Origin of the sequence: Burkholderia sp. EMB26 (genome assembly GCF_024730645.1) — a bacterium.
In the GTDB taxonomy this organism is placed as follows: Bacteria; Pseudomonadota; Gammaproteobacteria; order Burkholderiales; family Burkholderiaceae; genus Burkholderia; species Burkholderia cenocepacia.
On the sequence record NZ_CP078070.1, the window covers coordinates 619113 to 642473 of the forward strand.

Annotated in this window: 23 protein-coding genes; 17 read left to right on the plus strand and 6 right to left on the minus strand. The window is 68.3% G+C overall.

Annotated features, from left to right (window positions below):
• Nucleotides 1-4 precede the first annotated feature (4 nt).
• The 14 genes from mtgA (at nucleotide 5) to KU887_RS03065 (ending at nucleotide 14902) form a co-directional block, all read left to right on the plus strand.
• Entirely contained in the window at nucleotides 5-742 is a 738-nt protein-coding gene (mtgA, locus tag KU887_RS03000; RefSeq protein WP_006484660.1) for a monofunctional biosynthetic peptidoglycan transglycosylase, read from the plus strand.
• A 426-nt stretch (nucleotides 743-1168) separates the two neighbouring features.
• Nucleotides 1169-2779, plus strand: coding sequence for a S10 family peptidase (locus KU887_RS03005; RefSeq protein ID WP_258254445.1), 1611 nt, complete (start codon nucleotides 1169-1171; stop codon nucleotides 2777-2779).
• An 84-nt stretch (nucleotides 2780-2863) separates the two neighbouring features.
• Nucleotides 2864-3265, plus strand: coding sequence for an EF-hand domain-containing protein (locus tag KU887_RS03010; RefSeq protein WP_006496742.1), 402 nt, complete (start codon nucleotides 2864-2866; stop codon nucleotides 3263-3265).
• 351 nt (nucleotides 3266-3616) lie between these two features.
• Nucleotides 3617-4516 carry an IclR family transcriptional regulator gene (locus KU887_RS03015; RefSeq protein WP_258254446.1) on the plus strand — a complete coding sequence of 300 codons (900 nt, stop codon included), beginning with the start codon at nucleotides 3617-3619 and terminating at the stop codon, nucleotides 4514-4516.
• Nucleotides 4513-5538 carry a 2-dehydro-3-deoxygalactonokinase gene (locus tag KU887_RS03020; RefSeq protein ID WP_006496741.1) on the plus strand — a complete coding sequence of 342 codons (1026 nt, stop codon included), beginning with the start codon at nucleotides 4513-4515 and terminating at the stop codon, nucleotides 5536-5538. Before KU887_RS03015 ends, KU887_RS03020 begins: the two co-directional genes overlap by 4 nt.
• A 22-nt stretch (nucleotides 5539-5560) precedes the next feature.
• Nucleotides 5561-6238, plus strand: coding sequence for a 2-dehydro-3-deoxy-6-phosphogalactonate aldolase (locus KU887_RS03025; protein WP_034201041.1), 678 nt, complete (start codon nucleotides 5561-5563; stop codon nucleotides 6236-6238).
• Nucleotides 6238-7017, plus strand: coding sequence for an SDR family oxidoreductase (locus KU887_RS03030; RefSeq protein ID WP_043205483.1), 780 nt, complete (start codon nucleotides 6238-6240; stop codon nucleotides 7015-7017). Before KU887_RS03025 ends, KU887_RS03030 begins: the two co-directional genes overlap by 1 nt.
• A 111-nt stretch (nucleotides 7018-7128) precedes the next feature.
• Nucleotides 7129-8124, plus strand: coding sequence for an arabinose ABC transporter substrate-binding protein (locus KU887_RS03035; protein ID WP_006491025.1), 996 nt, complete (start codon nucleotides 7129-7131; stop codon nucleotides 8122-8124).
• A 67-nt stretch (nucleotides 8125-8191) separates the two neighbouring features.
• Nucleotides 8192-9703: an L-arabinose ABC transporter ATP-binding protein AraG gene (araG, locus tag KU887_RS03040; RefSeq protein WP_034201039.1), complete on the plus strand. Its 1512-nt coding sequence runs from the start codon at nucleotides 8192-8194 to the stop codon at nucleotides 9701-9703.
• Nucleotides 9704-9772: 69 nt separating this feature from the next.
• Nucleotides 9773-10789, plus strand: a complete 1017-nt coding sequence (araH, locus tag KU887_RS03045) for an L-arabinose ABC transporter permease AraH (protein ID WP_006491027.1) — start codon at nucleotides 9773-9775, stop codon at nucleotides 10787-10789.
• A 28-nt stretch (nucleotides 10790-10817) separates the two neighbouring features.
• On the plus strand, nucleotides 10818-11624 hold the full coding sequence (locus KU887_RS03050) for an SDR family NAD(P)-dependent oxidoreductase (protein ID WP_006491029.1): 807 nt from the start codon (nucleotides 10818-10820) through the stop codon (nucleotides 11622-11624).
• 50 nt (nucleotides 11625-11674) lie between these two features.
• A complete protein-coding gene (locus KU887_RS03055) occupies nucleotides 11675-12736 on the plus strand; it encodes an aldose 1-epimerase (protein WP_034201038.1) in 1062 nt (353 codons plus the stop codon).
• A gap of 39 nt (nucleotides 12737-12775) precedes the next feature.
• On the plus strand, nucleotides 12776-13603 hold the full coding sequence (gene pyrF / locus KU887_RS03060; protein ID WP_058901251.1) for an orotidine-5'-phosphate decarboxylase: 828 nt from the start codon (nucleotides 12776-12778) through the stop codon (nucleotides 13601-13603).
• 240 nt (nucleotides 13604-13843) lie between these two features.
• A complete protein-coding gene (locus KU887_RS03065) occupies nucleotides 13844-14902 on the plus strand; it encodes a hypothetical protein (RefSeq protein ID WP_006496736.1) in 1059 nt (352 codons plus the stop codon).
• A gap of 32 nt (nucleotides 14903-14934) precedes the next feature.
• Here the strand turns inward: KU887_RS03065 and KU887_RS03070 are convergent, their stop codons facing one another.
• The 3 genes from KU887_RS03070 to thiL are packed head-to-tail and all read right to left on the minus strand — an operon-like array spanning nucleotide 14935 to nucleotide 17000.
• Complete coding sequence (locus KU887_RS03070; RefSeq protein ID WP_006488662.1) at nucleotides 14935-15435, minus strand: CinA family protein; 501 nt, start codon at nucleotides 15433-15435, stop codon at nucleotides 14935-14937.
• 31 nt (nucleotides 15436-15466) lie between these two features.
• Nucleotides 15467-16012, minus strand: coding sequence for a phosphatidylglycerophosphatase A (locus KU887_RS03075; RefSeq protein WP_059721666.1), 546 nt, complete (start codon nucleotides 16010-16012; stop codon nucleotides 15467-15469).
• Nucleotides 16002-17000 (minus strand): thiamine-phosphate kinase, encoded by a 999-nt coding sequence (gene thiL / locus KU887_RS03080; RefSeq protein WP_058901252.1) that lies wholly within the window; start codon nucleotides 16998-17000, stop codon nucleotides 16002-16004. The genes KU887_RS03075 and thiL overlap by 11 nt, the downstream gene beginning before the upstream one ends.
• 134 nt (nucleotides 17001-17134) lie before the next feature.
• Between thiL and KU887_RS03085 the strand changes: the two genes are divergently transcribed.
• The 3 genes from KU887_RS03085 (at nucleotide 17135) to KU887_RS03095 (ending at nucleotide 20865) form a co-directional block, all read left to right on the plus strand.
• A complete protein-coding gene (locus tag KU887_RS03085) occupies nucleotides 17135-19477 on the plus strand; it encodes an NADP-dependent malic enzyme (RefSeq protein WP_034178301.1) in 2343 nt (780 codons plus the stop codon).
• Nucleotides 19478-19853: 376 nt separating this feature from the next.
• On the plus strand, nucleotides 19854-20285 hold the full coding sequence (locus tag KU887_RS03090; RefSeq protein WP_006490731.1) for a ribonuclease domain-containing protein: 432 nt from the start codon (nucleotides 19854-19856) through the stop codon (nucleotides 20283-20285).
• Between the two features lie 16 nt (nucleotides 20286-20301).
• The gene (locus tag KU887_RS03095) at nucleotides 20302-20865 is read left to right on the plus strand and encodes a barstar family protein (protein WP_006476945.1); all 564 of its coding nucleotides are present in this window, start codon (nucleotides 20302-20304) and stop codon (nucleotides 20863-20865) included.
• 154 nt (nucleotides 20866-21019) lie between these two features.
• On the opposite strand, the gene KU887_RS03100 is transcribed toward KU887_RS03095, so the two are convergent.
• The 3 genes from KU887_RS03100 to speE form a co-directional block, all read right to left on the minus strand.
• Nucleotides 21020-21787, minus strand: a complete 768-nt coding sequence (locus KU887_RS03100; protein WP_006493615.1) for a 16S rRNA (uracil(1498)-N(3))-methyltransferase — start codon at nucleotides 21785-21787, stop codon at nucleotides 21020-21022.
• Between the two features lie 17 nt (nucleotides 21788-21804).
• Entirely contained in the window at nucleotides 21805-22221 is a 417-nt protein-coding gene (locus tag KU887_RS03105; RefSeq protein WP_006485715.1) for a glyoxalase/bleomycin resistance/extradiol dioxygenase family protein, read from the minus strand.
• A gap of 88 nt (nucleotides 22222-22309) precedes the next feature.
• Nucleotides 22310-23167: a polyamine aminopropyltransferase gene (speE, locus tag KU887_RS03110; protein WP_006496731.1), complete on the minus strand. Its 858-nt coding sequence runs from the start codon at nucleotides 23165-23167 to the stop codon at nucleotides 22310-22312.
• Nucleotides 23168-23361: the final 194 nt, after the last annotated feature.

Here is a 23361-nt window from a genome sequence, read left to right on the forward strand (position 1 = left end):
GCACGTGGTGGCGGTGAGCGGCACGCAGCGCACGCGGACGGTGAGCCTCGCTCGCTGGGCCGTCTACGCGGGATCGGTGTTCGCGGGCGCGTGGCTCGCGACGCAATTGTTCTATCTCGCGCAGATCGCGCTGTGGTCGTTCGTGAATCCGGGCTCGACCGCCTTCATGCGCACCGACGCGTGGTGGCTGTCGCGCGACACGCCGCCCGCGCAGATCCGGCACCAGTGGGTGCCGTACGACCAGATCTCGCGCAACCTGAAGCGGGCGCTGATCGCGTCCGAAGATTCGACCTTCGCGACCAACAACGGCTACGACGTCGACGCGATCCTGCAGGCGTGGGAGAAGAACAAGGCGCGCGGCAGGATCGTCGCGGGCGGCTCGACGATCACGCAGCAGCTCGCACGCAACCTGTTCCTGTCGCGCGAGAAGAGCTACATCCGCAAGGGCCAGGAGCTGATCATCACGTGGATGCTCGAAACGGTGCTCGACAAGGAGCGCATCTTCGAGATCTACCTGAATTCGGTCGAATGGGGGCGCGGCGTGTACGGCGCCGAAGCGGCAGCGCGCTATTACTACAAGATTCCCGCGAGCCGGCTCGGCGCGTGGCAGTCCGCGCGTCTCGCGGTGATGCTGCCGAAGCCGCGCTGGTTCGATGCGCATCGCGGCTCGGCCTATCAGGCGCAGCGCGCGGCGGTCATCGCGCGCCGGATGGGCGCGGCCGAACTGCCGCAATCGGAGTGAGCGGCGCGCCCGCGCTGCTGCGTTGTCCATTCCGTCGTCGACGCGCGATTGGTGCGCTGCAGCGCATCCGTGTCGCCGCCATTTCGGGCCACATCCTTTAGACGAATCCGTCTATTTCGCTTTACTGAGCAATACCGATAAGTGCGCGATTTTGTTGACCGACATCGCACGAAATCCGTGCTTTTTTAGCCGCCGCGGGTAAACGCGAAAGTCGCTGAAAGCGCCGTGAAATGCAACGTTTCGCGAATCGAAGCATTCCTGAAAGGTGTGCGCTGCACCGCTTGCGCGCCAAATATTTCAAAATTTTTCAAAGCTGACGGGCTCGCGTATATTGGCCAGCGCCTCGGCTTATCGGCCGCAATCGAGGCGGGGGGTGGCTTATCCGGCCGCTCGACACAAAAAACATCCGAGAGAAGGAACGCAACGATGCCAGCGAGCAAAGCGAAGCTGTTGTTGGGAGTGGTGTGTTCTTCGCTGATTCTGACGGCCTGCAACGACGACGTGACGTCGTCGTCTGCCGCGAGCGTCGCGAATTCAGCCGATCCCGCCGGTCAGGTCGACCGCGCGTACAACGATCCGAACAGTTATTCGTCGAGTGCAAACGCGTCGCTCGACGCGTCCGCCGCGGTCGAGAAGGCCGCCGTCACGCACCATCAGATCACGCTGAACGGCAAGACGATCCGGTACACGGCCACCGCCGGCCACCTCGTCGCCCGCAATCCGCAGACGGGCGCGCCCGAAGCATCGTTCTTCTACGTCGCCTACACGGCCGACAACCAGCCCGCGGCGAAGCGGCCCGTCACGTTCCTGTACAACGGCGGCCCCGGCTCGGCGTCGGTGTGGCTGCACCTCGGCTCGTTCGGCCCGCGCCGGATCCAGACCGGCGACCCGAACGCGAACACGTCGACGTTCCCGTTCGTCGACAACCAGGAAACCCTGCTCGACACGACCGACCTCGTGTTCGTCGATGCGATCGGCACCGGCTTCTCGGAAGCGGTCGCGCCGAACACGAACCAGACGTTCTGGGGCGTCGACCAGGACGCCGGCGCGTTCCGCGATTTCGTGACGCGCTACCTGAGCGTGAACCAGCGCAGCGCTTCGCCGAAGTACCTGTTCGGCGAGTCGTACGGCACGCCGCGCACCGACGTGCTCGCGAACCTGCTCGAGACGGCCGGCGTGAAGCTCGACGGCATCGTGCTGCAGTCGTCGATCCTGAACTACAACACGAACTGCGACATGGCGAGCGACTATGTCGGCAACTCGAACAGGGGCGCGAGCCCTGTGAGCTGCGCGGGCTTCGTGCCGTCGTACGGCACGGTCGGCGCGTACTATCAGCTCGACAATCCGAACCCGTCGAACCTGCCGCAGTATGCGGACCAGATGCGCCTGCTGACGGCCGGCAGCTACGCGCCGGCCGTGAACGCGTACCTCGCGAGCCACACGCCGCCGCCGCCGAATCTCGTCACGACGATGGCGAATTCGACCGGCGTGAAGCAGGCGTTGTGGAATGCCGACTTCAACGTGGTCCCGACCTTCTTCGACAACAGCTTCCAGCTGTCGCTGATTCCGGGCACGCTGATCGGCCGCTACGACGCACGCGTGAACGTGCCCGTGTCGAGCCCGCTCGCGGCCGACGGCGATCCGTCCAGCTCGTTCATCACGAAGCCGTTCGCCGACACGATCGGCAGCTACCTGCCGAACGAGCTGAAGTACACCGCGCAGTCGGCCTACTCGGTGAGCAGCAATGCGATCAACACGTGGGACTGGACGCACGACGGCCTCGCGATGCCCGACACGATTCCCGATCTGGCCGCGGCGCTGACGCTGAATCCGCAGTTGAAGGTGCTGTCGCTGAACGGGTATCACGACATCGCGACGCCGTTCTACCAGACCGAGCTCGACCTTGCGCGACTCGGCACGCAACCGAACCTGACGATCAAGGACTATCAGGGCGGGCACATGGTCTATCTCGACGATACGTCGCGTCCGCAGGAGAAAGCCGATCTCGTGACCTTCTACGGCGCGGCCGCGCACTGATGCGATGCGTGAGGCCGGCGACAGGCGCCCCAGGTGGCGCTGCTCGCCGGCCGTCGACGACCTCATTCCAGACTGGAGCCTGACATGAAGAATCGTTTCATCGTCGTTGCCGCGGCGCTCGCATGCGCCGGCGCCGCAACATCCCTCTCCGCGTTCGCGCAGGCGAGCGACGCCGCCGCACCGGCGCGCGCGCGCCAGGCGCAGCTCGGCGACCCGTACGTGCCGCCGGCCGCGCGCCACGCGACCGCCGGCACGCAGACGACCGGCGCCGCGCTGCACGCGCAGGTGGTGCGCAAGCTCGCGCGGCAGTTCAGCGCGGCCGACACGCAGAACACGGGGTCGATCACCGAGGCGCAGGCGCGCGCGGCCGGCCTCGGCTATGTCGCGAACCATTTCCGGCAGATGGATGCCGCCGGTAGCGGCCGCGTGTCGTTCGCGGACGTACAGCGCTACATGCAGGCGCGCAGCAGCACGAGCCAGCAGTAAGCGCGGCACGCGGCGAACAAACGGGGGCGGAACCTGCGGAACGGCGGGTTCCGCCCCCGTGCGCATGGCGCGGCCGGGGATACCGGGCTCGCCGTGGATTTAGCCGGGATTCTCATTATCTGGGCAACGCATTCAAATATTGGAGACGAATGCGTGCGCTCCTACAATCCGAAGCACATCGACAGCTTCGGACCCACGCATCGCGCGGCGCCCGTCGCACACGGAGACACCTTCCATGAAGTTCGCCGGGCGCTTTACTCGGTGCATCGACCGCCGCCACGCCGCCGCATCGGACGCAGTTCCGGCGCCGCGCGGGCGGCTTCACCGATTCCGTTGAAGAAGCCCCGCCCCATGACCAAGATGCCAGACTCCCTTGCCCTCGACGCCCGGCGCGCGATGCCGGACGATGCGTCGCTGACCGACAGCATCGGCGCGACCAGCACGCCGCTCGACCTCGCCGCGCAGCAGGCCGGCACGCAGACGCTGCTGCGCGGCCTCGCGATCCTCGAGGCGATCGCCAACGGCGCGCGCGACATGCGCGCGATCGGCGCCGCGCTCGGCACGACGCGCAGCACGACGCACCGGCTCGTCAGCAGCCTCGTGCAGGCGCGCTATCTGCGCCAGGTGCAGGGCGGCTACCTGCTCGGCCCGAAGCTGATCGAGCTCGGTACGATCGCGCTCGAGCAGATGCCGCTCACCGCGGTGGCGCGGCCGCATCTCGAGGCGCTCGCGGAAGCGACGCTCGACACGATCCATCTCGGCGTGCGCGACGGCGACGACGTGTTGTACATCGACAAGATTCCCGGCACGCGCGGCCTCGAGATGCGCTCGCGCGTCGGCCACCGGATGCCGCTCGCGTCGACGGGTATCGGCAAGGCGATGATGCTCGACCTCGATCCGGACCTGTGGCGCTCGCTGTTCGAGGCCGCGCGGCGCGCGCTGGCCGGCGTCAACTTCAAGCCCGACAACCGGCCCGAGACGAGCGCGTTCCTGCAGCGCATGGCCCATTACGCGGTCGGCGGCTATACGTTCGATCTCGAGGAAAACGAGGCGTCGATCCGCTGCGTGGCCGCGCCGATCCGCGACGCGTCGGGCGCGATCGTCGCGGCGGTGTCGGTCGCGAGCACGATTCCGTACATGCCGCACGACCGCATGGACGAACTGATTCCGCTCGTGCAGCGCGAAGCGCGAGCCATTTCCGCGGAACTGGGCTGGAGCCCGCCGCAGGGTACCCGCAGGATCAAACGATGACGACTTCGACCCGGCCCGCTCCGGATGCCAGTTCCGCTTCCCCGTCGCTGATCGCGCTCGACTGGGGCACCACGTCGCTGCGCGCGTATCTGTACGACGCGCACGGCGTGCCGATCGACACGCGCAGCCGGGCGGCCGGCGTGATGCACGTGCCGGGCGGCGGCGCGCGCGCGTTCGACGCGGTGTTCGAGGAAGCGTGCGGCGACTGGCTCGACCGTACGCCCGGCCTGCCGGTGCTCGCCGCCGGGATGGTCGGCAGCGCGCAGGGCTGGCGCGAAGCGCCGTACGTCGCGGTGCCGGCCGGCGCCGACGCGCTCGTCGCGGGGCTCATCACCGTGACGACGTCGCGCGGCGCGACGGTCTCGATCGTGCCGGGCGTGATCGCGACGGGCGAATTGCCCGACGTGATGCGCGGCGAAGAAACGCAGATCGTCGGCGCGCTCGCGAGCGATCCCACGCTTGGCGCCGATCGTTCAGGGGTACTGATCGGCTTGCCGGGCACGCATGCGAAATGGGCGTGGGTGAAGGACGGGCTGATCGAACGCTTCCAGACCTTCATGACCGGCGAGCTGTTCGCGGTGCTGCGCGATCACACGATCCTCGGCCGCACGATGCGCCCGGGTGCGTCGCCCGACCGCGACGCGTTCGTGCGCGGCGTATCGGTCGCACGCGGCGCGCAGCACACGGGGCTGCTCGCGACGATTTTCAGCACGCGCACGCTGGGGCTGACCGACCGGCTCGCGCCCGATGCGCAGGGCGACTACCTGTCGGGCCTGCTGATCGGTCACGAGCTCAATGCGCTCGACGCGATGCTCGCGGAGCGTGGCATCGCGCTCGCCGATCAGCCGCTGCTGCTGATCGGCGACGACGGCTTGTGTTCGCGTTACGTCGACGCGCTCCAGGTATTCGGCCATGCGCATGCGCGCGTGGCCGCGCATGCGACCGAGCTGGGCCTGTGGCGGATCGCGTCGCGTGCCGGGCTCGTGCGCGCGGACGGCGAGCCCGTCTGCGCGGATCAATGAACTGCTTGCGGAGGAACTTTCGATGTCGTCCGACCTGACACTGCCCGCGCCATACACGCCCCACGCCGCGCTGATGCGCGCGTTCGATGCGTGCCCGCTGATCGCGATCATGCGCGGCATCACGCCCGCCGAAGCGGCCGACCACGGCCGCGCGCTCTACGAAGCCGGCTTCCGGATCGTCGAGGTGCCGCTGAACTCGCCGGAGCCGTTCGACAGCATCGCGGAGCTGCGCCGCGCGTTGCCCGACGACATGATCGTCGGCGCGGGCACGGTACTGCGCGCCGAGTACGTGGACCGCGTGCAGGATGCGGGCGGCGCGCTGATCGTGATGCCGCACAGCGACGCGGCCGTGATCCGCCGCGCGCGCGAGCGCGGGCTGGCGAGCGCGCCGGGCGTCGCGACGCCGACCGAAGCGTTCGCGGCGCTGACGAACGGCGCCGACGTGCTGAAGATGTTCCCGGCCGAACAGCTCGGCGTGAGCGTCGTGAAGGCCTGGCGCGCGGTGATCGACCGCGCGGTGCCGCTGATTCCGGTCGGCGGGATCGCGCCGGACAACATGCGGCCGTTCCTCGACGCCGGCGCGAACGGCTTCGGGCTTGGCTCGGCGCTGTATCGCCCGGGCCAGTCGGCCGACGCGACCGCGGCGAACGCGCGCGCGTTCCAGGTCGGCTTGCGCGCGGCGCGCGGCGGAGCCGCATGATGGGCCGCCTCGCGGGCAAGGTCGCGATGGTGACGGGCGCGGGCCGCGGCATCGGCGCCGCGATCGCGCGCGCGTTCGTGCGCGAAGGCGCGGCCGTCGCGCTCGTCGATCTCGACTTCCCGCAGGCGCAGCACACGGCCACCGCGATCGCGCACGAATGCGACGGCGCGCGCGTGCTGCCGCTGCAGGCGGACGTCGCGCGGCAGCAGGCGGTGCGCGAGGCGCTCGCGCAGGCCGAAGCGGCATTCGGCCCGCTCGACGTGCTCGTGAACAACGCGGGCATCAACGTGTTCGCCGATCCGCTGACGATGACCGACGACGACTGGCGGCGCTGCTTCGCGGTCGATCTCGACGGCGTGTGGCACGGCTGCCGCGCGGCGCTGGAGGGCATGGTCGAGCGCGGTCGCGGCAGCATCGTGAACATTGCGTCGACGCATGCGTTCAGGATCATCCCGGGCTGCTTCCCGTATCCGGTCGCGAAACACGGCGTGCTCGGCCTGACGCGTGCGCTCGGCATCGAATACGCGGCGCGCAACGTGCGCGTGAACGCGATCGCGCCGGGCTACATCGAGACGCAACTGACGCGCGACTGGTGGGACGCGCAGCCCGATCCGGCCGCCGCGCGCGCGGAGACGCTCGCGCTGCAGCCGATGAAGCGGATCGGCCGCCCGGAGGAGGTCGCGATGACGGCCGTGTTCCTGGCGTCCGACGAGGCGCCGTTCATCAACGCCGCGTGCATCACCGTCGACGGCGGGCGCGCGGCGCTGTATCACGACTGACGCAACTGACGTAACGATTCGAAAGACCGCACGTGCGACGGCCGCGCGCACGCTGCGTCGAAACCAACAAGCGGCTGCATCCTGTTCGATGAAAACAAGGAGACACTGGAGATGAAACGCAGAACGTTCGTAACGCTGGCCGCTGCGGCCGCGGTGGTGATGGGCAGCCCGGTCGCGCACGCGGCCGACCCGGTCAAGATCGGCTTCCTGGTGAAGCAGCCTGAGGAGCCGTGGTTCCAGGACGAATGGAAATTCGCCGAGATCGCCGCGAAGCAGAAGGGCTTCACGCTCGTGAAGATCGGCGCGCCGTCCGGCGAGAAGGTGATGAGCGCGATCGACAACCTGTCCGCGCAGAAGGCGCAGGGCTTCATCATCTGCACGCCCGACGTGAAGCTCGGGCCGGGCATCGTCGCGAAGGCGAAGTCGCACAACCTGAAGATGATGACGGTCGACGACCGCCTCGTCGACGGCGCGGGCAAGCCGATCGAGTCGGTGCCGCACATGGGGATTTCCGCGTACAACATCGGCAAGCAGGTCGGCGACGGCATCGCGGCCGAGATCAAGAAGCGCGGCTGGGACATGAAGGACGTCGGCGCGATCGACATCACCTACGAGCAGTTGCCGACCGCGCACGACCGCACGAGCGGCGCGACCGACGCGCTGGTCGCCGCCGGCTTCCCGAAGGCGAACGTGATCGCGGCACCGCAGGCGAAGACCGACACCGAGAACGCGTTCAACGCGGCGAACATCGCACTCACCAAGAACCCGCAGTTCAAGCACTGGGTCGCGTACGGCCTGAACGACGAGGCCGTGCTCGGCGCGGTGCGCGCGGCCGAAGGGCGCGGCTTCAAGGCCGACAACATGATCGGCATCGGCATCGGCGGTTCCGATTCGGCGTTGAACGAGTTCAAGAAGCCGCAGCCGACCGGCTTCTACGGCACCGTGATCATCAGCCCGAAGCGCCACGGCGAGGAAACCTCGGACCTGATGTACGCGTGGATCACGCAGGGCAAGGCACCGCCGCCGCTGACGCTGACGACGGGCATGCTCGCGACGCGCGACAACGTGGCGAAGGTGCGCGAGGAGATGGGGCTCGCGTCGAAGTAAGCGGCCCGCCGGCTGCCGCGGCGATGCGGCGGCCGGCGGTCGATCGATTCTGAAGTGGAGAGACGACGTGTCAGCGGCACTGCGTTTTGACAATATCGGCAAGGTGTTTCCTGGCGTGCGCGCACTCGACGGCATTTCGTTCGACGTGCATGCGGGCGAGGTGCATGGCCTGATGGGCGAGAACGGCGCGGGCAAGTCGACGCTGCTGAAGATTCTCGGCGGCGAATATCAGCCCGATGCGGGCAGCGTGCTGGTCGACGGCCAGCCCGTGCAGTTCGCGAATGCGGCCGCGTCGATCGCGGCCGGCATCGCGGTGATTCACCAGGAATTGCAGTACGTGCCCGACCTGACGGTCGCGGAAAACCTGCTGCTCGGCCGCCTGCCGAACGCGTTCGGCTGGGTGAGGAAACGCGAGGCGAAGCGTTACGTGCGCGAGCGGCTCGCCGAGATGGGCGTCGATCTCGATCCCGATGCGCGGCTCGGGCGGCTGTCGATCGCGCAGCGGCAGATGGTCGAGATCTGCAAGGCGCTGATGCGCAACGCGCGCGTGATCGCGCTCGACGAACCGACGAGCTCGCTGTCGCATCGCGAGACGGAAGTGCTGTTCAAGCTGGTCGACGACCTGCGTGCGCAGGGCCGCGCGCTGATCTACATCTCGCACCGGATGGACGAGATCTACCGGCTGTGCGATGCGTGCACGATCTTTCGCGACGGCCGCAAGATCGCGTCGCACGAAGCGCTGGCCGACGTGCCGCGCGAGCGGCTCGTCGCCGAGATGGTCGGGCGCGAGATCGCGGACATCTACCATTACGCGCCGCGCGCGCTCGGCGACGTGCGGTTTTCCGCCGAAGGCATCGACGGGCCGGCATTGCGCGAACCGGCGAGCTTCTCGGTGCGCGCGGGCGAGATCGTCGGCTTCTTCGGGCTCGTCGGCGCGGGTCGCAGCGAGCTGATGCGGCTCGTGTACGGCGCGGACCGCCGGCGCGCGGGCGTGCTGACGCTCGACGGCGCGCGCATCGACGTGAAGCGCACGGGCGACGCGATCCGCCACGGCATCGTGCTGTGCCCCGAGGACCGCAAGGAAGAAGGGATCATCGCGATCGCGTCGGTCGCGGAGAACATCAACATCAGCTGCCGCCGCCATTCGCTGCGCGCGGGTCTGTTCATCAACGGCAAGGCCGAGAGCGAAACGGCCGACCGCTTCATCCAGCGGCTGAAGATCAAGACGCCGAACCGGCGCCAGAAGATCCGCTTCCTGTCGGGCGGCAACCAGCAGAAGGCGATCCTGTCGCGCTGGCTCGCGGAGCCCGACCTGAAGGTCGTGATCCTCGACGAGCCGACGCGCGGCATCGACGTCGGCGCGAAGCACGAGATCTACGACGTGATCTACCGGCTCGCGGAGCGCGGCTGCGCGATCGTGATGGTGTCGTCGGAACTGCCGGAAGTGCTCGGCGTGTCCGACCGCATCGTCGTGATGCGCGAAGGCCGGATCGCCGGCGAGCTGCCGCGCGCGCAGGCGAACGAGCACGCGGTGCTGAACCTCGCGCTGCCGCAGACGAGCGCGGCCGAGGCGGCCTGACGCGGCATACGACATTCGAATCGAACACGCGCGGCGCGGGCCGCGCGATGCAGGAGCAGGAGACACATCATGCAAGTCAACGAAAACCTGGCCAGCGCCGCCGTGAAGCCGTCGGCCGACGCGCTGGTTCCGCAGCAGAGCGACCGCCAGAAGTGGTGGCAGCATCTGACCGAATACAGCCTGATCGCGATCTTCGCGGTGATGTTCATCACGATGTCGCTGACCGTCGATCACTTCTTCTCGATCGACAACATGCTCGGCCTCGCGCTGTCGATCTCGCAGATCGGCATGGTCGCGTGCACGATGATGTTCTGTCTCGCGTCGCGCGACTTCGACCTGTCGATCGGCTCGACCGTCGCGTTCTCGGGCGTGCTGTGCGCGATGGTGCTGAACGCGACCGACAACACGTTCGTCGCGATCGTCGCGGCGGTCGCGGCCGGCGCCGCGATCGGCTTCGTGAACGGCGCGGTGATCGCGTACCTGCGCATCAACGCGCTGATCACGACGCTCGCGACGATGGAGATCGTGCGCGGGCTCGGCTTCATCGTGTCGAAGGGGCAGGCGGTCGGCGTGTCGTCGGATACCTTCATCGCGCTCGGCGGGATGTCGATGTTCGGCGTGTCGCTGCCGATCTGGGTCACGCTGCTGTGCTTCATCGGCTTCGGCGTGCTGCTGAACCAGACCGTGTACGGCCGCAACACGCTCGCGATCGGCGGCAATCCGGAAGCGTCGCGGCTCGCGGGGATCAACGTCGAACGCACGCGCGTGTACATCTTCCTGATCCAGGGCGCGGTCACAGCCCTCGCGGGCGTGATTCTCGCGTCGCGCATCACGTCGGGCCAGCCGAACGCCGCGCAGGGCTTCGAGCTGAACGTGATCTCCGCGTGCGTGCTCGGCGGCGTGTCGCTGATGGGCGGCCGCGCGACGATCTCGGGCGTCGTGATCGGCGTGCTGATCATGGGCACCGTCGAGAACGTGATGAACCTGCTGAACATCGACGCGTTCTACCAGTACCTCGTGCGTGGCGCGATCCTGCTCGCGGCCGTGCTGCTCGACCAGCTGAAGAACCGCGGCGTACGCGACTGACCGACCTGTTTCCACGGAGACGATCCGCATGACCATCGATACTTCCGCGCCGGACTCGCACGCCGCGAGCGACGCGCGCTTCGCGCGCTACCCGAGCCTCGAGGATCGCGCGGTGCTGATCACGGGCGGCGCGACCGGCATCGGCGCGTCGTTCGTCGAGCACTTCGCCGAACAGGGCGCGCGCGTCGCGTTCGTCGATCTCGACGCGGCGGCCGGCGCCGCGCTGGCCGAACGCCTCGCGCACGTGCGCCATGCGCCGCTGTTCCTGCCGTGCGACCTGACCGACATCGATGCGCTGCGCGGGGCGATCGACGCGATCCGCGCGCGCATCGGCGCGATCGCGGTGCTCGTGAACAACGCGGCGAACGACACGCGCCACGCGATCGGCGACGTGACGCCCGCGTCGTTCGACGCGGGCATCGCGGTGAACCTGCGTCACCAGTTCTTCGCCGCGCAGGCGGTGATCGACGACATGAAGCGGCAGGGCGGCGGCGCGATCATCAATCTCGGCTCGATCAGCTGGATGCTGAAGAACGGCGGCTATCCCGTCTACGTGATGGCGAAGGCGGCCGTGCAGGGCCTGACGCGCGGCCTCGCGCGCGATCTCGGCCCGTTCGGCATCCGCGTGAATTCGCTGGTGCCGGGCTGGGTGATGACCGACAAGCAGCGCCGGCTGTGGCTCGACGACGCGGGCCGCGCGGCGATCAAGGCCGGCCAGTGCATCGACGCCGAACTATTGCCGGCCGACCTCGCCCGGATGGCGCTGTTTCTCGCGGCCGACGACAGCCGGATGATCACCGCGCAGGACGTGATCGTCGACGGCGGCTGGGCCTGACCGTTCGCACCGACCTGCATCGTTTCTTCGACGAAGGAAAGGAGCTCACCATGACCGCCACGTCCTCGCGCGCATCGTCGTCCACCAGCCAGTCGCGCCGCGCGCGCCTGGCCGCCGCCGCCCAGCCGGTCAGCCCCGGCCCGCAGACGGCCGTGTTCGCGCAGGGCGTCGGCGCCGCGCATGCGGCGGCCGTCACGCTGTCGAACGCGTCGCTGCGGCTCGACGTGCTGCCGCACCTCGGCGGCGGCATCGCGCGCTTCGACTGGCGCGGCGAGAACGGCGCGCTGGTGCCGGTGTTCCGCCGTTGCGAGCACCCGGAGACGGCGACCGACCCGAACGAGCTCGCATGCTATCCGCTGCTGCCGTATTCGAACCGGATCGGCGACGGGCGCTTCGAATGCGACGGGCGCAAGGTCGCGGTGCCGCGCAACCGTCGCGACGAGCCGCTGCCGATCCACGGCGACGGCTGGCTCGCGCCGTGGCAGGTCGACGATGCGACCGACACGTCGCTGCAACTGTCGCTCGACCGGACGGCCGGCGCGCCGTATGCATTCCGCGCGATCCAGTCGTTCGAGCTCGACGACGCGACGCTGTCGATCGCGCTGACGATCGAGAACGCGGGACGCGCGCGGCTGCCGTTCGGGCTCGGCGTGCATCCGTTCCTGGTGCGCGATGCGGCGACCGAGCTGGCCGCGGCGGCGGGCGGCCTGTGGCTGTCGGGCGCCGATTTCCTGCCGGTGCGGCACGTCAGCGTGCCGCCGGCCTGGCAGTTCGGCGTCGCGTATCCGCTGCCGGCCACGCTCGTCAATCACGCGTTCACCGGCTGGGGCGGCCACGCGACGGTGAGCTGGCCGCGCCGGCGGCTGTCGCTGACCGTCGCGGCCGACGCCGACGCATACGTGCTCTACACGCCGCCGGGCGAGGATTTCTTCTGCTTCGAGCCGGTCGATCATCCGATCAATGCGGTGAACCTGCCGGGCGGCGCGGCCGCGCACGGGATGACGCTGCTCGCGCCCGGCGAGCGGCTCACGCGGCGTTTCGCGTTCACCGTCGAGCGCGCCGATGCGCGCAGCAATGCCGCGACACACGAGGGGCGCCGGCGACGCGGGTAAAATACGCGGTCTACCAACGGTTTGCCGCGAGTACCCGCCATGTCTTCCCCGCTTACTTTCATCGAATCGCTGCGCGCCGCGTGGCAACGCACGAATTCGCTGCTGTGCGTCGGCCTCGACCCCGAGCCGTCGCGCTTTCCCGTGCAGTTCGACGGCCAGCCCGACGCGATCTTCGAATTCTGCCGGCAGATCGTCGATGCGACCGCGCCGTACGCGAGCGCGTTCAAGCCGCAGATCGCCTACTTCGCCGCGCATCGCGCGGAAGACCAGCTCGAACGTCTGATCGCGCACATCCATCTGCAGCATCCGGGCCTGCCCGTGATCCTCGACGCGAAGCGCGGCGACATCGGCAGCACGGCCGAGCAGTATGCACGCGAGGCGTTCGAGCGCTATCGCGCGGACGCCGTCACCGTGAATCCGTACATGGGCTACGACTCGGTCGAGCCGTACTTCGAGCATGAAGGCAAGGGCGTGATCGTGCTGTGCCGCACGTCGAACCCGGGCGGCTCGGACCTGCAGTTCCTCGACACGAACGGCCGGCCGCTGTACCAGGTGGTCGCCGACCTCGCGGCGAACAAATGGAACGCGAAGAACGGCCAGCTCGGCCTCGTGGTCGGCGCGACGTTCCCGAAGGAGATCGAGATCGTGCGCGGGATCGTCGGCGACATGCCGCTCCTGATTCCCGGCATCGGCGCGCAGGGCGGCGACGTGCTGGCGACCGTCAACGCAGGCCGCACGGCGGACGGCACCGGGATGATGATCAACTCGTCGCGCGCGATCCTGTACGCGAGCAAGGGCGAGGATTTCGCCGAAGCCGCGGCGCTCGCCGCGCAGAAGACGCGCGACACGATCAACGCGCATCGCTGATCGTTCGCACCGGTGGTCCGGGCCGGCGCCAGCGCCCGCCCGGGCAGCCGGCGCCGGCGTGCTCCCACGCGCGAGCCCGCCGCTTCCCTCCCGTTTTTCCGCTCCTCTGCCGGCCCGGCGCGCGCTGGCGCACGCGGACAACTTCCCGTCGCTTCCGCACCGCATCCCCGCGCACCAATCGCGCGATGCTGCGGCTTGTCATCGATCCGTCACGAAAACGTCAAGAAAGGGAGCGACGCCATGCCCAAGCTGTCCCGCCGTCTTCTGAGCGCGTTCGCCGCGTCGCTGTGCATGACGTTCGCCCATGCGGCGGATCTGTCGCACTGGCCGGCCGACAGCGCGAAGGCGCTGAACGCGATGATCGCCGCGCACGCGAACCGCGGCGACTACGCGGTGTTCGACGCCGACAACACGACCTACCGCTACGACCTCGAGGAATCGCTGCTGCCGTACCTCGAGAACCGCGGCGTGCTGACGCGCGACGCGCTCGACCCGTCGCTGAAGCTGATCCCGTTCAAGGATTCCGCCGACTACAAGGAGTCGCTGACGAGCTACTACTACCGGCTGTGCGAGATCGACGATCTGGTCTGCTATCCGTGGATCGCGCAGGCGTTCGCCGGCCAGTCGCTCGCCGACCTGAAGCGCCACGTCGACGCGATGCTCGCCGACGGCAAGCCGATCCCGATCCGCTATTGGCAGGGTGACAAGGTGGTCGACGGCACGGTCAATCCGCCGCGCTTCTTCCGCGGGATGCAGGAGCTGTACAACGCGCTGCGCGAGAACGGTATCGAGGTCTACGTGATGACGGCCGCGCACGAGGAGCTCGCGCGGCTCGTGCTGGCCGACCCGAAGTACGGCTACAACGTGAAGCCGCAGAACGTGATCGGCGTGACGACGCTGCTGCGCAATCCGGCGACCGGCGCGCTGACGACGTCGCGGCTGCAGATCAAGGCCGGCAAGTACGACGAGGCCGCGAACCGCGCGCTGGTGATCACGCCGTTCCTGATGAACCCGATGACGTGGTACGAAGGCAAGCTCGGTTCGATCGTCGGCTGGATCGACCAGTGGAAGAAGCCGGTGCTCGTCGCGGGCGACACGCCGACGTCCGACGGCTACATGCTGCTGAACGCGACCGACGTCGCGCGCGGCGGCGTGCGCGTGTGGGTCAACAAGAAGGACAAGCAGATGGCGCAGATCCGCGCGTGGTCGGACGAATCGGCCGCGAAGCAGAAGTCGCTCGGCCTGCCGGTGACGGCGGACAAGAACTGGATCGTCGTGAAGCCCGACGCGATTCAATAACCGAACAGGGGCGCGGCACGCGCCCGGGCCGGTCAGCCTTCGCGCTCGTCGAGCAGCTTCAGCAGCCCGCGCAGTGCATGCGCGGCTGCCTGCGTGCGGATCTGTTCGCGATCGCCCTTGAACACGAGCGTCTCGACATCGGTATGCAGCCGGTTGCTCCAGCCGAACGACACGGTGCCGACCGGCTTCTTCTCGCTGCCGCCGGCCGGGCCCGCGATGCCGGTGACGGACAGCGCGACCTGCGCGCGGCTGTTGCGCAGCGCGCCTTCGGCCATCGCGCGCGCGACGGGCTCGCTGACCGCGCCGTGCTTGTCGATCAGGTCGGCGGGCACGCCGATCATCTCGATCTTGGCCTGGTTCGAATAGGTGACGAAGCCGCGCTCGAACCACTGGCTGCTGCCGGAAATGTCGGTGATCGCCGTGGCGATCATCCCGCCGGTGCAGGATTCGGCGGTGGCGAGCGTGAGGTGCTCGTCACGCAGCTTGTTGCCTGCGCGGATCGCAAGCTGATGGACGACGGAATCGGTTGGCATGCGCGTCGGGAAACGGGAGTCGGGAAATCGGTCAGCCGCCGACGGAGCGCCACAGCGCGATCACGAGCAACGTCATGAACGCGGCGACCAGGTCGTCGACCATGATGCCGAGCCCGCCTTTCAGGCGGCGGTCGAAGTAGCGGATCGGCGGCGGCTTGAGCATGTCGAAGAAGCGGAACGCGACGAACGCCCACAGCTGACCGACGAAGGTCGCGGGCGTGACGAACAGCATCACGAGCCAGATCGCGACGATCTCGTCCCAGACGACGGCGCCCGGATCGGCCACGCCGGCCTTCCTCGCGGTGAAACCGGTGACCCACGCGCCGGCCACGAAGCCGACGGCGATCAGCGCCCACCATTCGGGCACCGTCAGGTAGCGGTTGAGCACGACGAACGTGAGCCAGCCGAACAGCGAGCCGAACGTGCCGGGCATGATCGGCGCGAGGCCGCTGCCGAAGCCGAGCGACACGAGATGCGCGGGGTGCGACAGCATGAAGCGGGCCGTCACGCGGGTCGGCGCGGGTGGCGCGGCGCCGGGCTCGGCCGCGGCGCGCGCGGGCGTCGGATCAGTCTGCATGGAAGTGGTCGAAGCCGTGCAACGTGAGAGCGAGGGGCGCGCCGGCGGCGTCGCGCCACGCGATGGCGGGGTGCGCCGACGGCGCGGACAACGCGCGTATTGTACCGATTCGCGTGACCGGCACGCCGGCCGTGGCGCCCGCCGCTTCGACCGCCGCGCGGGCTGCCACCGGCGCGGTGAAGCACAGTTCGTAGTCGTCGCCGCCCGCCAGCGTGCAGCGGCGCTGCACGTCGGCCGGCAGCGTCGCGAGCGCAGCCGAGCGCGGCACCGCGTCGGCGTCGATCTCGGCGCGTACGTTCGAGCGCGTCAGGATGTGCTGGAGATCGCCGGCCAAGCCGTCCGACAGGTCGAGCGCCGCGTGCGCGACGCCCGCGAGCGCGAGTCCGAGCGCGACGCGCGGTTCGGGCCGCTCGAGCGCGTGCCGGAACGCGGCGGCTTCGTCCGCGCCGGCCGTCCACTCGCCGCGGGCGACGCCGAGGCCCGCGCGCGCGTCGCCGAGCGTGCCGGATACCCACACGTCGTCGCCGTCGCGCGCGGCATCGCGCCGCAGCGCCGCGTCCGGCGCGACTTCGCCGAACACGGTCACGCACAGGTTCAGTGGCCCGCTCGTCGTGTCGCCGCCGATCAGCTCGCAGCCGTATCGCTCGGCCAGCGCGAACAGCCCGTTGCTGAAGGCCTCGAGCCACGCCGCATCGGCGCGCGGCAGCGCGCATGCGAGTGTGAACGCGCGCGGCTCAGCGCCCATCGCGGCGAGATCCGACAGGTTGACCGCGAGCGTCTTGTGACCGAGCGCGTCGGGCGCGACGTCGGGGAAGAAATGTCGGCCTTCCACCAGCATGTCCGTCGAAATGGCCAGCAATTTCCCGGATCGGGGCGCAATCAGTGCGCAATCGTCGCCGATGCCGAGCGTCGACGCGCGCGCGCCCTGCGCGGCGCGGCGCGTGAAGAAGCGTTCGATCAGCGAAAACTCGGAGAGGGCGGCTGGCACGGCGGGCGATCCGAAACGGTGAAAGGAACGGCATTGTACGAGGCGAGTGGCGGCGCTCCTGCACTATCCAGTACATTTTTGTCGCGGCTGTTGCACCCGAATCGCCGGTCTGGCGGCCGATGATTGGCGCTACAATGCCGTCGAACAGTTATTCTAATCCGCCCGTCACGAGACACATGTCCACCCAAGCCTCCTCCAAAGCCAAGCTGCGCGAAGCCGCGCTCGACTATCACGAATTTCCGACCCCCGGCAAAATCGCGATCGCCCCGACCAAGCAGATGATCAACCAGCGCGACCTCGCGCTCGCGTATTCGCCGGGCGTGGCGTACGCGTGCGAGGAGATCGTCGAGAATCCGCTCAACGCGGCGCGTTTCACCGCGCGCAGCAACCTGGTCGGCGTCGTGACGAACGGCACGGCGGTGCTCGGTCTCGGCAACATCGGCCCGCTCGCGTCGAAGCCGGTGATGGAAGGCAAGGCCGTGCTGTTCAAGAAGTTCGCGGGCATCGACGTGTTCGACATCGAGCTGAACGAGTCGGACCCGCACAAACTCGTCGACGTGATCGCCGCGCTGGAGCCGACCTTCGGCGGGATCAACCTCGAAGACATCAAGGCGCCGGACTGCTTCATCGTCGAGCGCGAAGCGCGCAAGCGGATGAAGATCCCGGTGTTCCACGACGACCAGCACGGCACCGCGATCGTCGTGGCCGCGGCCGTCACGAACGGCCTGAAGGTCGTCGGCAAGGACATCAAGAAGGTCAAGCTGGTGGCGTCCGGTGCGGGCGCTGCCGCGCTCGCGTGTCTCGACCTGCTGGTCGACATCGGGCTGCCGCTCGAGAACATCACGGTGACCGACCTGGCCGGCGTGGTCTACAAGGGGCGCGCAGAACTGATGGATCCGGACAAGGAGCGTTTCGCGCGCGAGACCGACGCGCGCACGCTGGCCGAGGTGATCGACGGCGCGGACATCTTCCTCGGCCTGTCGGCCGCCGGCGTGCTGAAGCAGGAGATGGTGAAGGGTATGGCCGAGCGCCCGCTGATCCTCGCGCTCGCGAACCCGACGCCGGAAATCCTGCCGGAGCTCGCGCTCGAAGTGCGCCCGGACGCCGTGCTGGCCACCGGCCGCACCGATTACCCGAACCAGGTCAACAACGTCCTGTGCTTCCCGTTCATCTTCCGCGGCGCGCTCGACGTCGGCGCGACGACGATCACGCGTGAAATGGAGATCGCGGCCGTCAACGCGATCGCCGAGCTCGCGCAGCACGAGCAGAGCGACATCGTCGCGACCGCATACGGTATCCAGGATCTGTCGTTCGGGCCCGAATACCTGATTCCGAAGCCGTTCGATCCGCGCCTGATCGTGAAGATCGCGCCGGCCGTCGCGCAGGCCGCGATGGACGGCGGCGTCGCGACCCGCCCGATCGAGGACATGGAGGCGTACCGCGTCCACCTGCAGCAGTTCGTGTATCACAGCGGCACGACGATGAAGCCGATCTTCCAGATCGCGCGCGCCGCGCCGGAAGAGAAGAAGCGCGTGGTGTTCGCGGAAGGCGAAGAAGAGCGCGTGTTGCGTGCCGTTCAGATCATCGTCGACGAAAAGCTCGCGAAGCCGATCCTGATCGGCCGCCCGTCGGTGATCGAGCACCGTATCCAGCGCTACGGCCTGCGCCTCACGCCCGGCACCGATTTCACGGTCGTCAACACCGAGCACGACGAGCGTTACCGCGACTTCTGGCAGACGTACCACAAGATGATGGCGCGCAAGGGCATCAGCGAGCAGCTCGCGCGCGTCGAAATGCGCCGCCGCACGACGCTGATCGGCTCGATGCTGGTGAAGAAGGGCGAAGCGGACGGGATGATCTGCGGCACGATCAGCACCACGCACCGCCACCTGCACTTCATCGACCAGGTGATCGGCAAGCGTCCGGGCTGCAGCGTGTACGCGGCGATGAACGGCCTCGTGCTGCCGGGCCGCCAGATTTTCCTCGTGGATACGCACGTGAACGTCGATCCGACCCCGGAAGAACTGGCCGAGATCACGATCATGGCCGCGGAAGAAGTGCGCCGGTTCGGCATCGAGCCGAAGGTCGCGCTGTTGTCGCACTCGAATTTCGGCACGAGCAACGCACCGTCGGCGAAGAAGATGCGCGATACGCTCGCGATCCTGCAGGAAACCGCACCGGAACTGAAGGTCGACGGCGAGATGCACGGCGACGTCGCGCTCGACGCGGCGCTGCGCAAGGAGATCCTGCCGGAATCGACGCTGGAAGGCGACGCGAACCTGCTGATCCTGCCGAACATCGACGCCGCCAACATCGCGTACAACCTGCTGAAGACGGCCGCCGGCAACAACATCGCGATCGGGCCGATCCTGCTGGGCGCCGCGCAGCCGGTGCACGTGCTGACCGAATCGGCGACCGTTCGTCGCATCGTCAACATGGCGGCGCTGCTGGTCGCCGACGTGAACGCCGCGCGCTGAGCCAGAACGAACGCGCCACCCGGTCGAACCGGCGTGGCGCGCCCGGGAAAATTGTAAACAAAAGCAAAAAGAGGCGTGCCCGCAACGGGCACGCCGCCGGGCAGGGCGCACACACGCTTCCCGCAAAGCAACAGCAGCATCTCTCCACTCCAGGCAGCGAGCGAGGCAAGGAGGCAGTTCTTGCCCACCGAGAGGTGCCGCACGCATTCTATCTTATGTAAGATAAATGTAGTGCGATTTCGGTAAAAAATGCGGAATTCGCGGCATCGCGAGGCTTTCGATTCCCAAACGGACATTGATTCGCGCGGCCAATAACGCTACGCTAACGCCTTTGTTGGTCGTCAACTACTTGATTTAACAGCGGGAACCCTGGTTCATGGCACGCAAGTGGCTCCGCAACGGCGCGCTCGCGTCCGTCTTCGCGATGTTCGCGATGGGTATCGTCGGCACGCCGACGGGCAGTCTGGTTTCCGCCGCTTACGCACGGGAGGCCGTTCCGGCCGACGTGGCTGCCAGCGGGCTCGATACGATCCCGACTGCCAGTCTTCCGCGCGAGGCCGTGACCACGCTAAGCCTGATCGCCGCCGGCGGCCCCTATCCGTACGAGAAAGACGGCGTCGTATTCGGCAATCGCGAGCGGATCCTGCCGAAGGCGAAGCGCGGCTACTACCATGAGTACACGGTGCCGACGCCGCGTGCGCGCAATCGCGGCGCGCGCCGGATCGTCTGTGGCGGTCCGTTGCGCCGGATCGACAACTGTTATTACACGGGCGACCACTACAACAGTTTTAAACGTATTGTTGAATGACTTCGGGACGAATGGCATGAGCGACTCCATCTACGCGCACGATACGGCGGCGGCGGAACTGTTCGCGGCCGGCGACGGCAATCTGTTTCAGCGTGTGATTCAGCTGCACGCGGCGGCGCAGGCCGGCGGCACGCCGGAGCAACAGGAAGCCGAGCCCGGGCTTTCATCGAACGAGGAGCCTATGAGCCTTTTCACGACCGTGCGACCCAATCTCGTGCAGTCGATCCGCGCGTTCCGCGTGCAGGATCTCGCCGACGAAGCCGGTCGGCTCGGCCAGCATTTCCTGTATGCGTATTGCGGCGCCGCGCAGTCGAAGCAGGAAGTGATGGAAACGATCGCGACCTCGTTCCTGTTTCCGAAGCATTTCGGGAAGAACTACGACGCGCTGTACGACTGCCTGACCGACCTCGTTGCGAAGGCCGGCGCGCAGCCCGGCTTCGTGATCGTCCTCGAAGGGCTGCCGATCGCGCAGAAATTCGACAAGGAAGGGCGCGAAACGCTGCTCGACGTGTTTCGCGAGGCGGCCGAATTCTGGGCCGAGCGCAAGGTCGCGTTCCGCGTGTTCTACTCGTTCGCGTAAGCGCATCGGTCCGCGTGGCCGATTCGCCGAACGACCCGTCAAAAGCCCGCTTCGAGCGGGCTTTTTTGCGTCTGCGATTCGCGTCCGGCTGCAGGGCGTGGCGCGCGAAGCACGGTGTGGGGCGAGCCGTTGAACGCGGCGCGCCGACGCGTTTTTACCACCCGCCCCAGCGCGCCGCCAACGCCGCGAGCACGGCCGCGCCGGCCGTCTCGGTACGCAGCACGCGCGGCCCGAGCGACAGCGCGGTGAACCCGCGTGCGCGAGCTGCATTTTCCTCGTCGGGCGACAGCCCGCCTTCGGGTCCGATCAGCAGCGTGACGGCGGCCGCGGGCGGCGCGTCGGGCAGCGACGCGAACGGGATGCTCGCGCGCGGCGACAGCAGCAGCCGCAGTTCGCCGTCGGCCGGCGCGGCCGGCAGCGCGTCGAGCCATGCACTGAAGCCGATGACCGGCGCGACGTCGGGCACGCGGTTGCGGCCGCATTGCTCGCACGACGCGCGCACGACGCCGCGCCAGTGCGCGACGCGCTTGTCCGCGCGTTCGCCGGACAGCTTCACGACGCCACGCGCGGTCGACAGCGGCACGACCGCTGCGACGCCGAGCTCGACGGCCTTCTCGATCACCCAGTCCATCTTGTCGCCGCCGGCGATCCCCTGCGCGAGCGTCACGCGATAGGGCGGCTCGGCCTCGGCGGGCTCGAACGAATCGACCTGCACGAGCGCGCTGCGCTTGTCGACCTCGACGAGCCGCGCGCGGTACTGGCCGCCCGTGCCGTCGAACAGCGCGAGCACGTCGCCGGGCTGCAGGCGCAGCACTTGCACGTGGCGCGCGACGTCGGCCGGCAACGCGAGCGTGGCGTCGGCGCGCAGCGCGGCGTCGACGAAAAAGCGCGGCACGGCCGCGGTGGTGGTGGCTTCGGTCATGCGTGTGGCGGTTTCGGTCATGCGTCGAGACGGCACCCGAGCGCCCAGCGGTAGCCGTCGAGATCCTCGATCTGCGCGAACCGGTCGCCCCAGAACTGATCCTGCGGCGCGCTCAGCGATTTCGCGCCCGCGTCGAGCGCGCGCTGCCAGGTGGCGTCGACGTCGTCGACATACAGATAGAACGATTGCGGCGCGGTGGCGTTCGCGTGCTTCGGCGTGAGCGCGGGCGAGCCGAACGCGCCTTCGGGCGCGAACATCACGATCAGCTGGCCGCGATAGGCCATCTCGACGTGCATGATCGCGCCGTCCTCGTCGTGCACGTCGCGCACCGTGAAGCCGAATGCGGCCTGGAAGAACTCGATGGCCGCGCGCGCGTTGCGCACGGCCAGGTAGGGCGTCAACCAAGGCACGTTGGCCGGACGTGGATCGGTCATGAAAATCTCCTGTTGCACAGTGTCGGCGCTTCTCGCGCCTGCGCCGGTCTCATGCTGGAACAACGGAACGTTGCGGCCGTCCGGATGTTCAGCGGCGAACGCCCAGTGTATCGCGCAGCGCGCGCGGCAGGGCAAAGAGGGACGCATGCAGTCGCGCATCGTAGTAGCGCAGGCCGTGGACGCGGCGGGCCGCGAGCCGTTCGTCGACGTCGTGCGCGAACAGCGCGGCCGCATCGAGCGTGTCGCTCGCGATCGCCATCAGCCATTGCGAGCCGTACAGCGGCACGTGCGCGGACAGCGGATCGACGACCGCGAAGCTCGCGCGCAGGTCGTCGAGCAGCGCCGCGATGCGCGCGGCGTGGAACACCGGCGAGCCGAGATGCATCGAGATCGCGCCGCAGCGCGTGAGGATCCGCTTGAGCCGCGCGTAGAACGCGCGCGTATAGAGGCCGGACGCCGGCGAATCGGGCGGCGTGAGGTCGAACACGACGAGATCGAAATGTTCGATCGTCGCCTCGACGAAATGCGCGGCGTCGCCGATCACGACCTCGACGCGCGGGTCGTCGAGCGCACCCTGGTGCACGTCGTCGAGATAGCGGCGCGCCATCCCGACCACCTCGTCGTCGAGTTCGGCGATCACGATCCGTTCGATGCACGCGTGCTTGAGCAACTGACGCGCGGCGCCGCCGTCGCCGCCGCCGAGCACGAGCGCCTTCTTCGGCGACGGATGCGCGAGCGCGGCCGGGTGCGTCATGCACTCGTGATACACGTACTCGTCGCCGACCGACGTCATCGGCCGGCCGTCCAGCGTGAACAGCCGGCCGAGCTGCGGGGTTTCCCAGACTTCGATCTGCTGGTGCGGGGACGCGACGTGCGCGAGCCGCCGCGCATTCGGGAAGCCGTAGGTGGCGTCGGGCGTAGGGTGAAAGAGAAGGGTCGTGCTCACGGGCGGGCCGCTGGGGCGGGCAGTTCCGACGCCTGAATTATAGGAGGCGGGCGGTTTGGTGGAAAACCGTGCCGGAACACGATGCGCCGACAAGGGAAATGTCAGCCCATCTGTTAAAATGACGAGCTTTGCAGCCCCGTCCGTTGGCTCCGTCCGCTTCGCGTCCGTCAGGCGCCGCACCGCGCGCCGGGAAC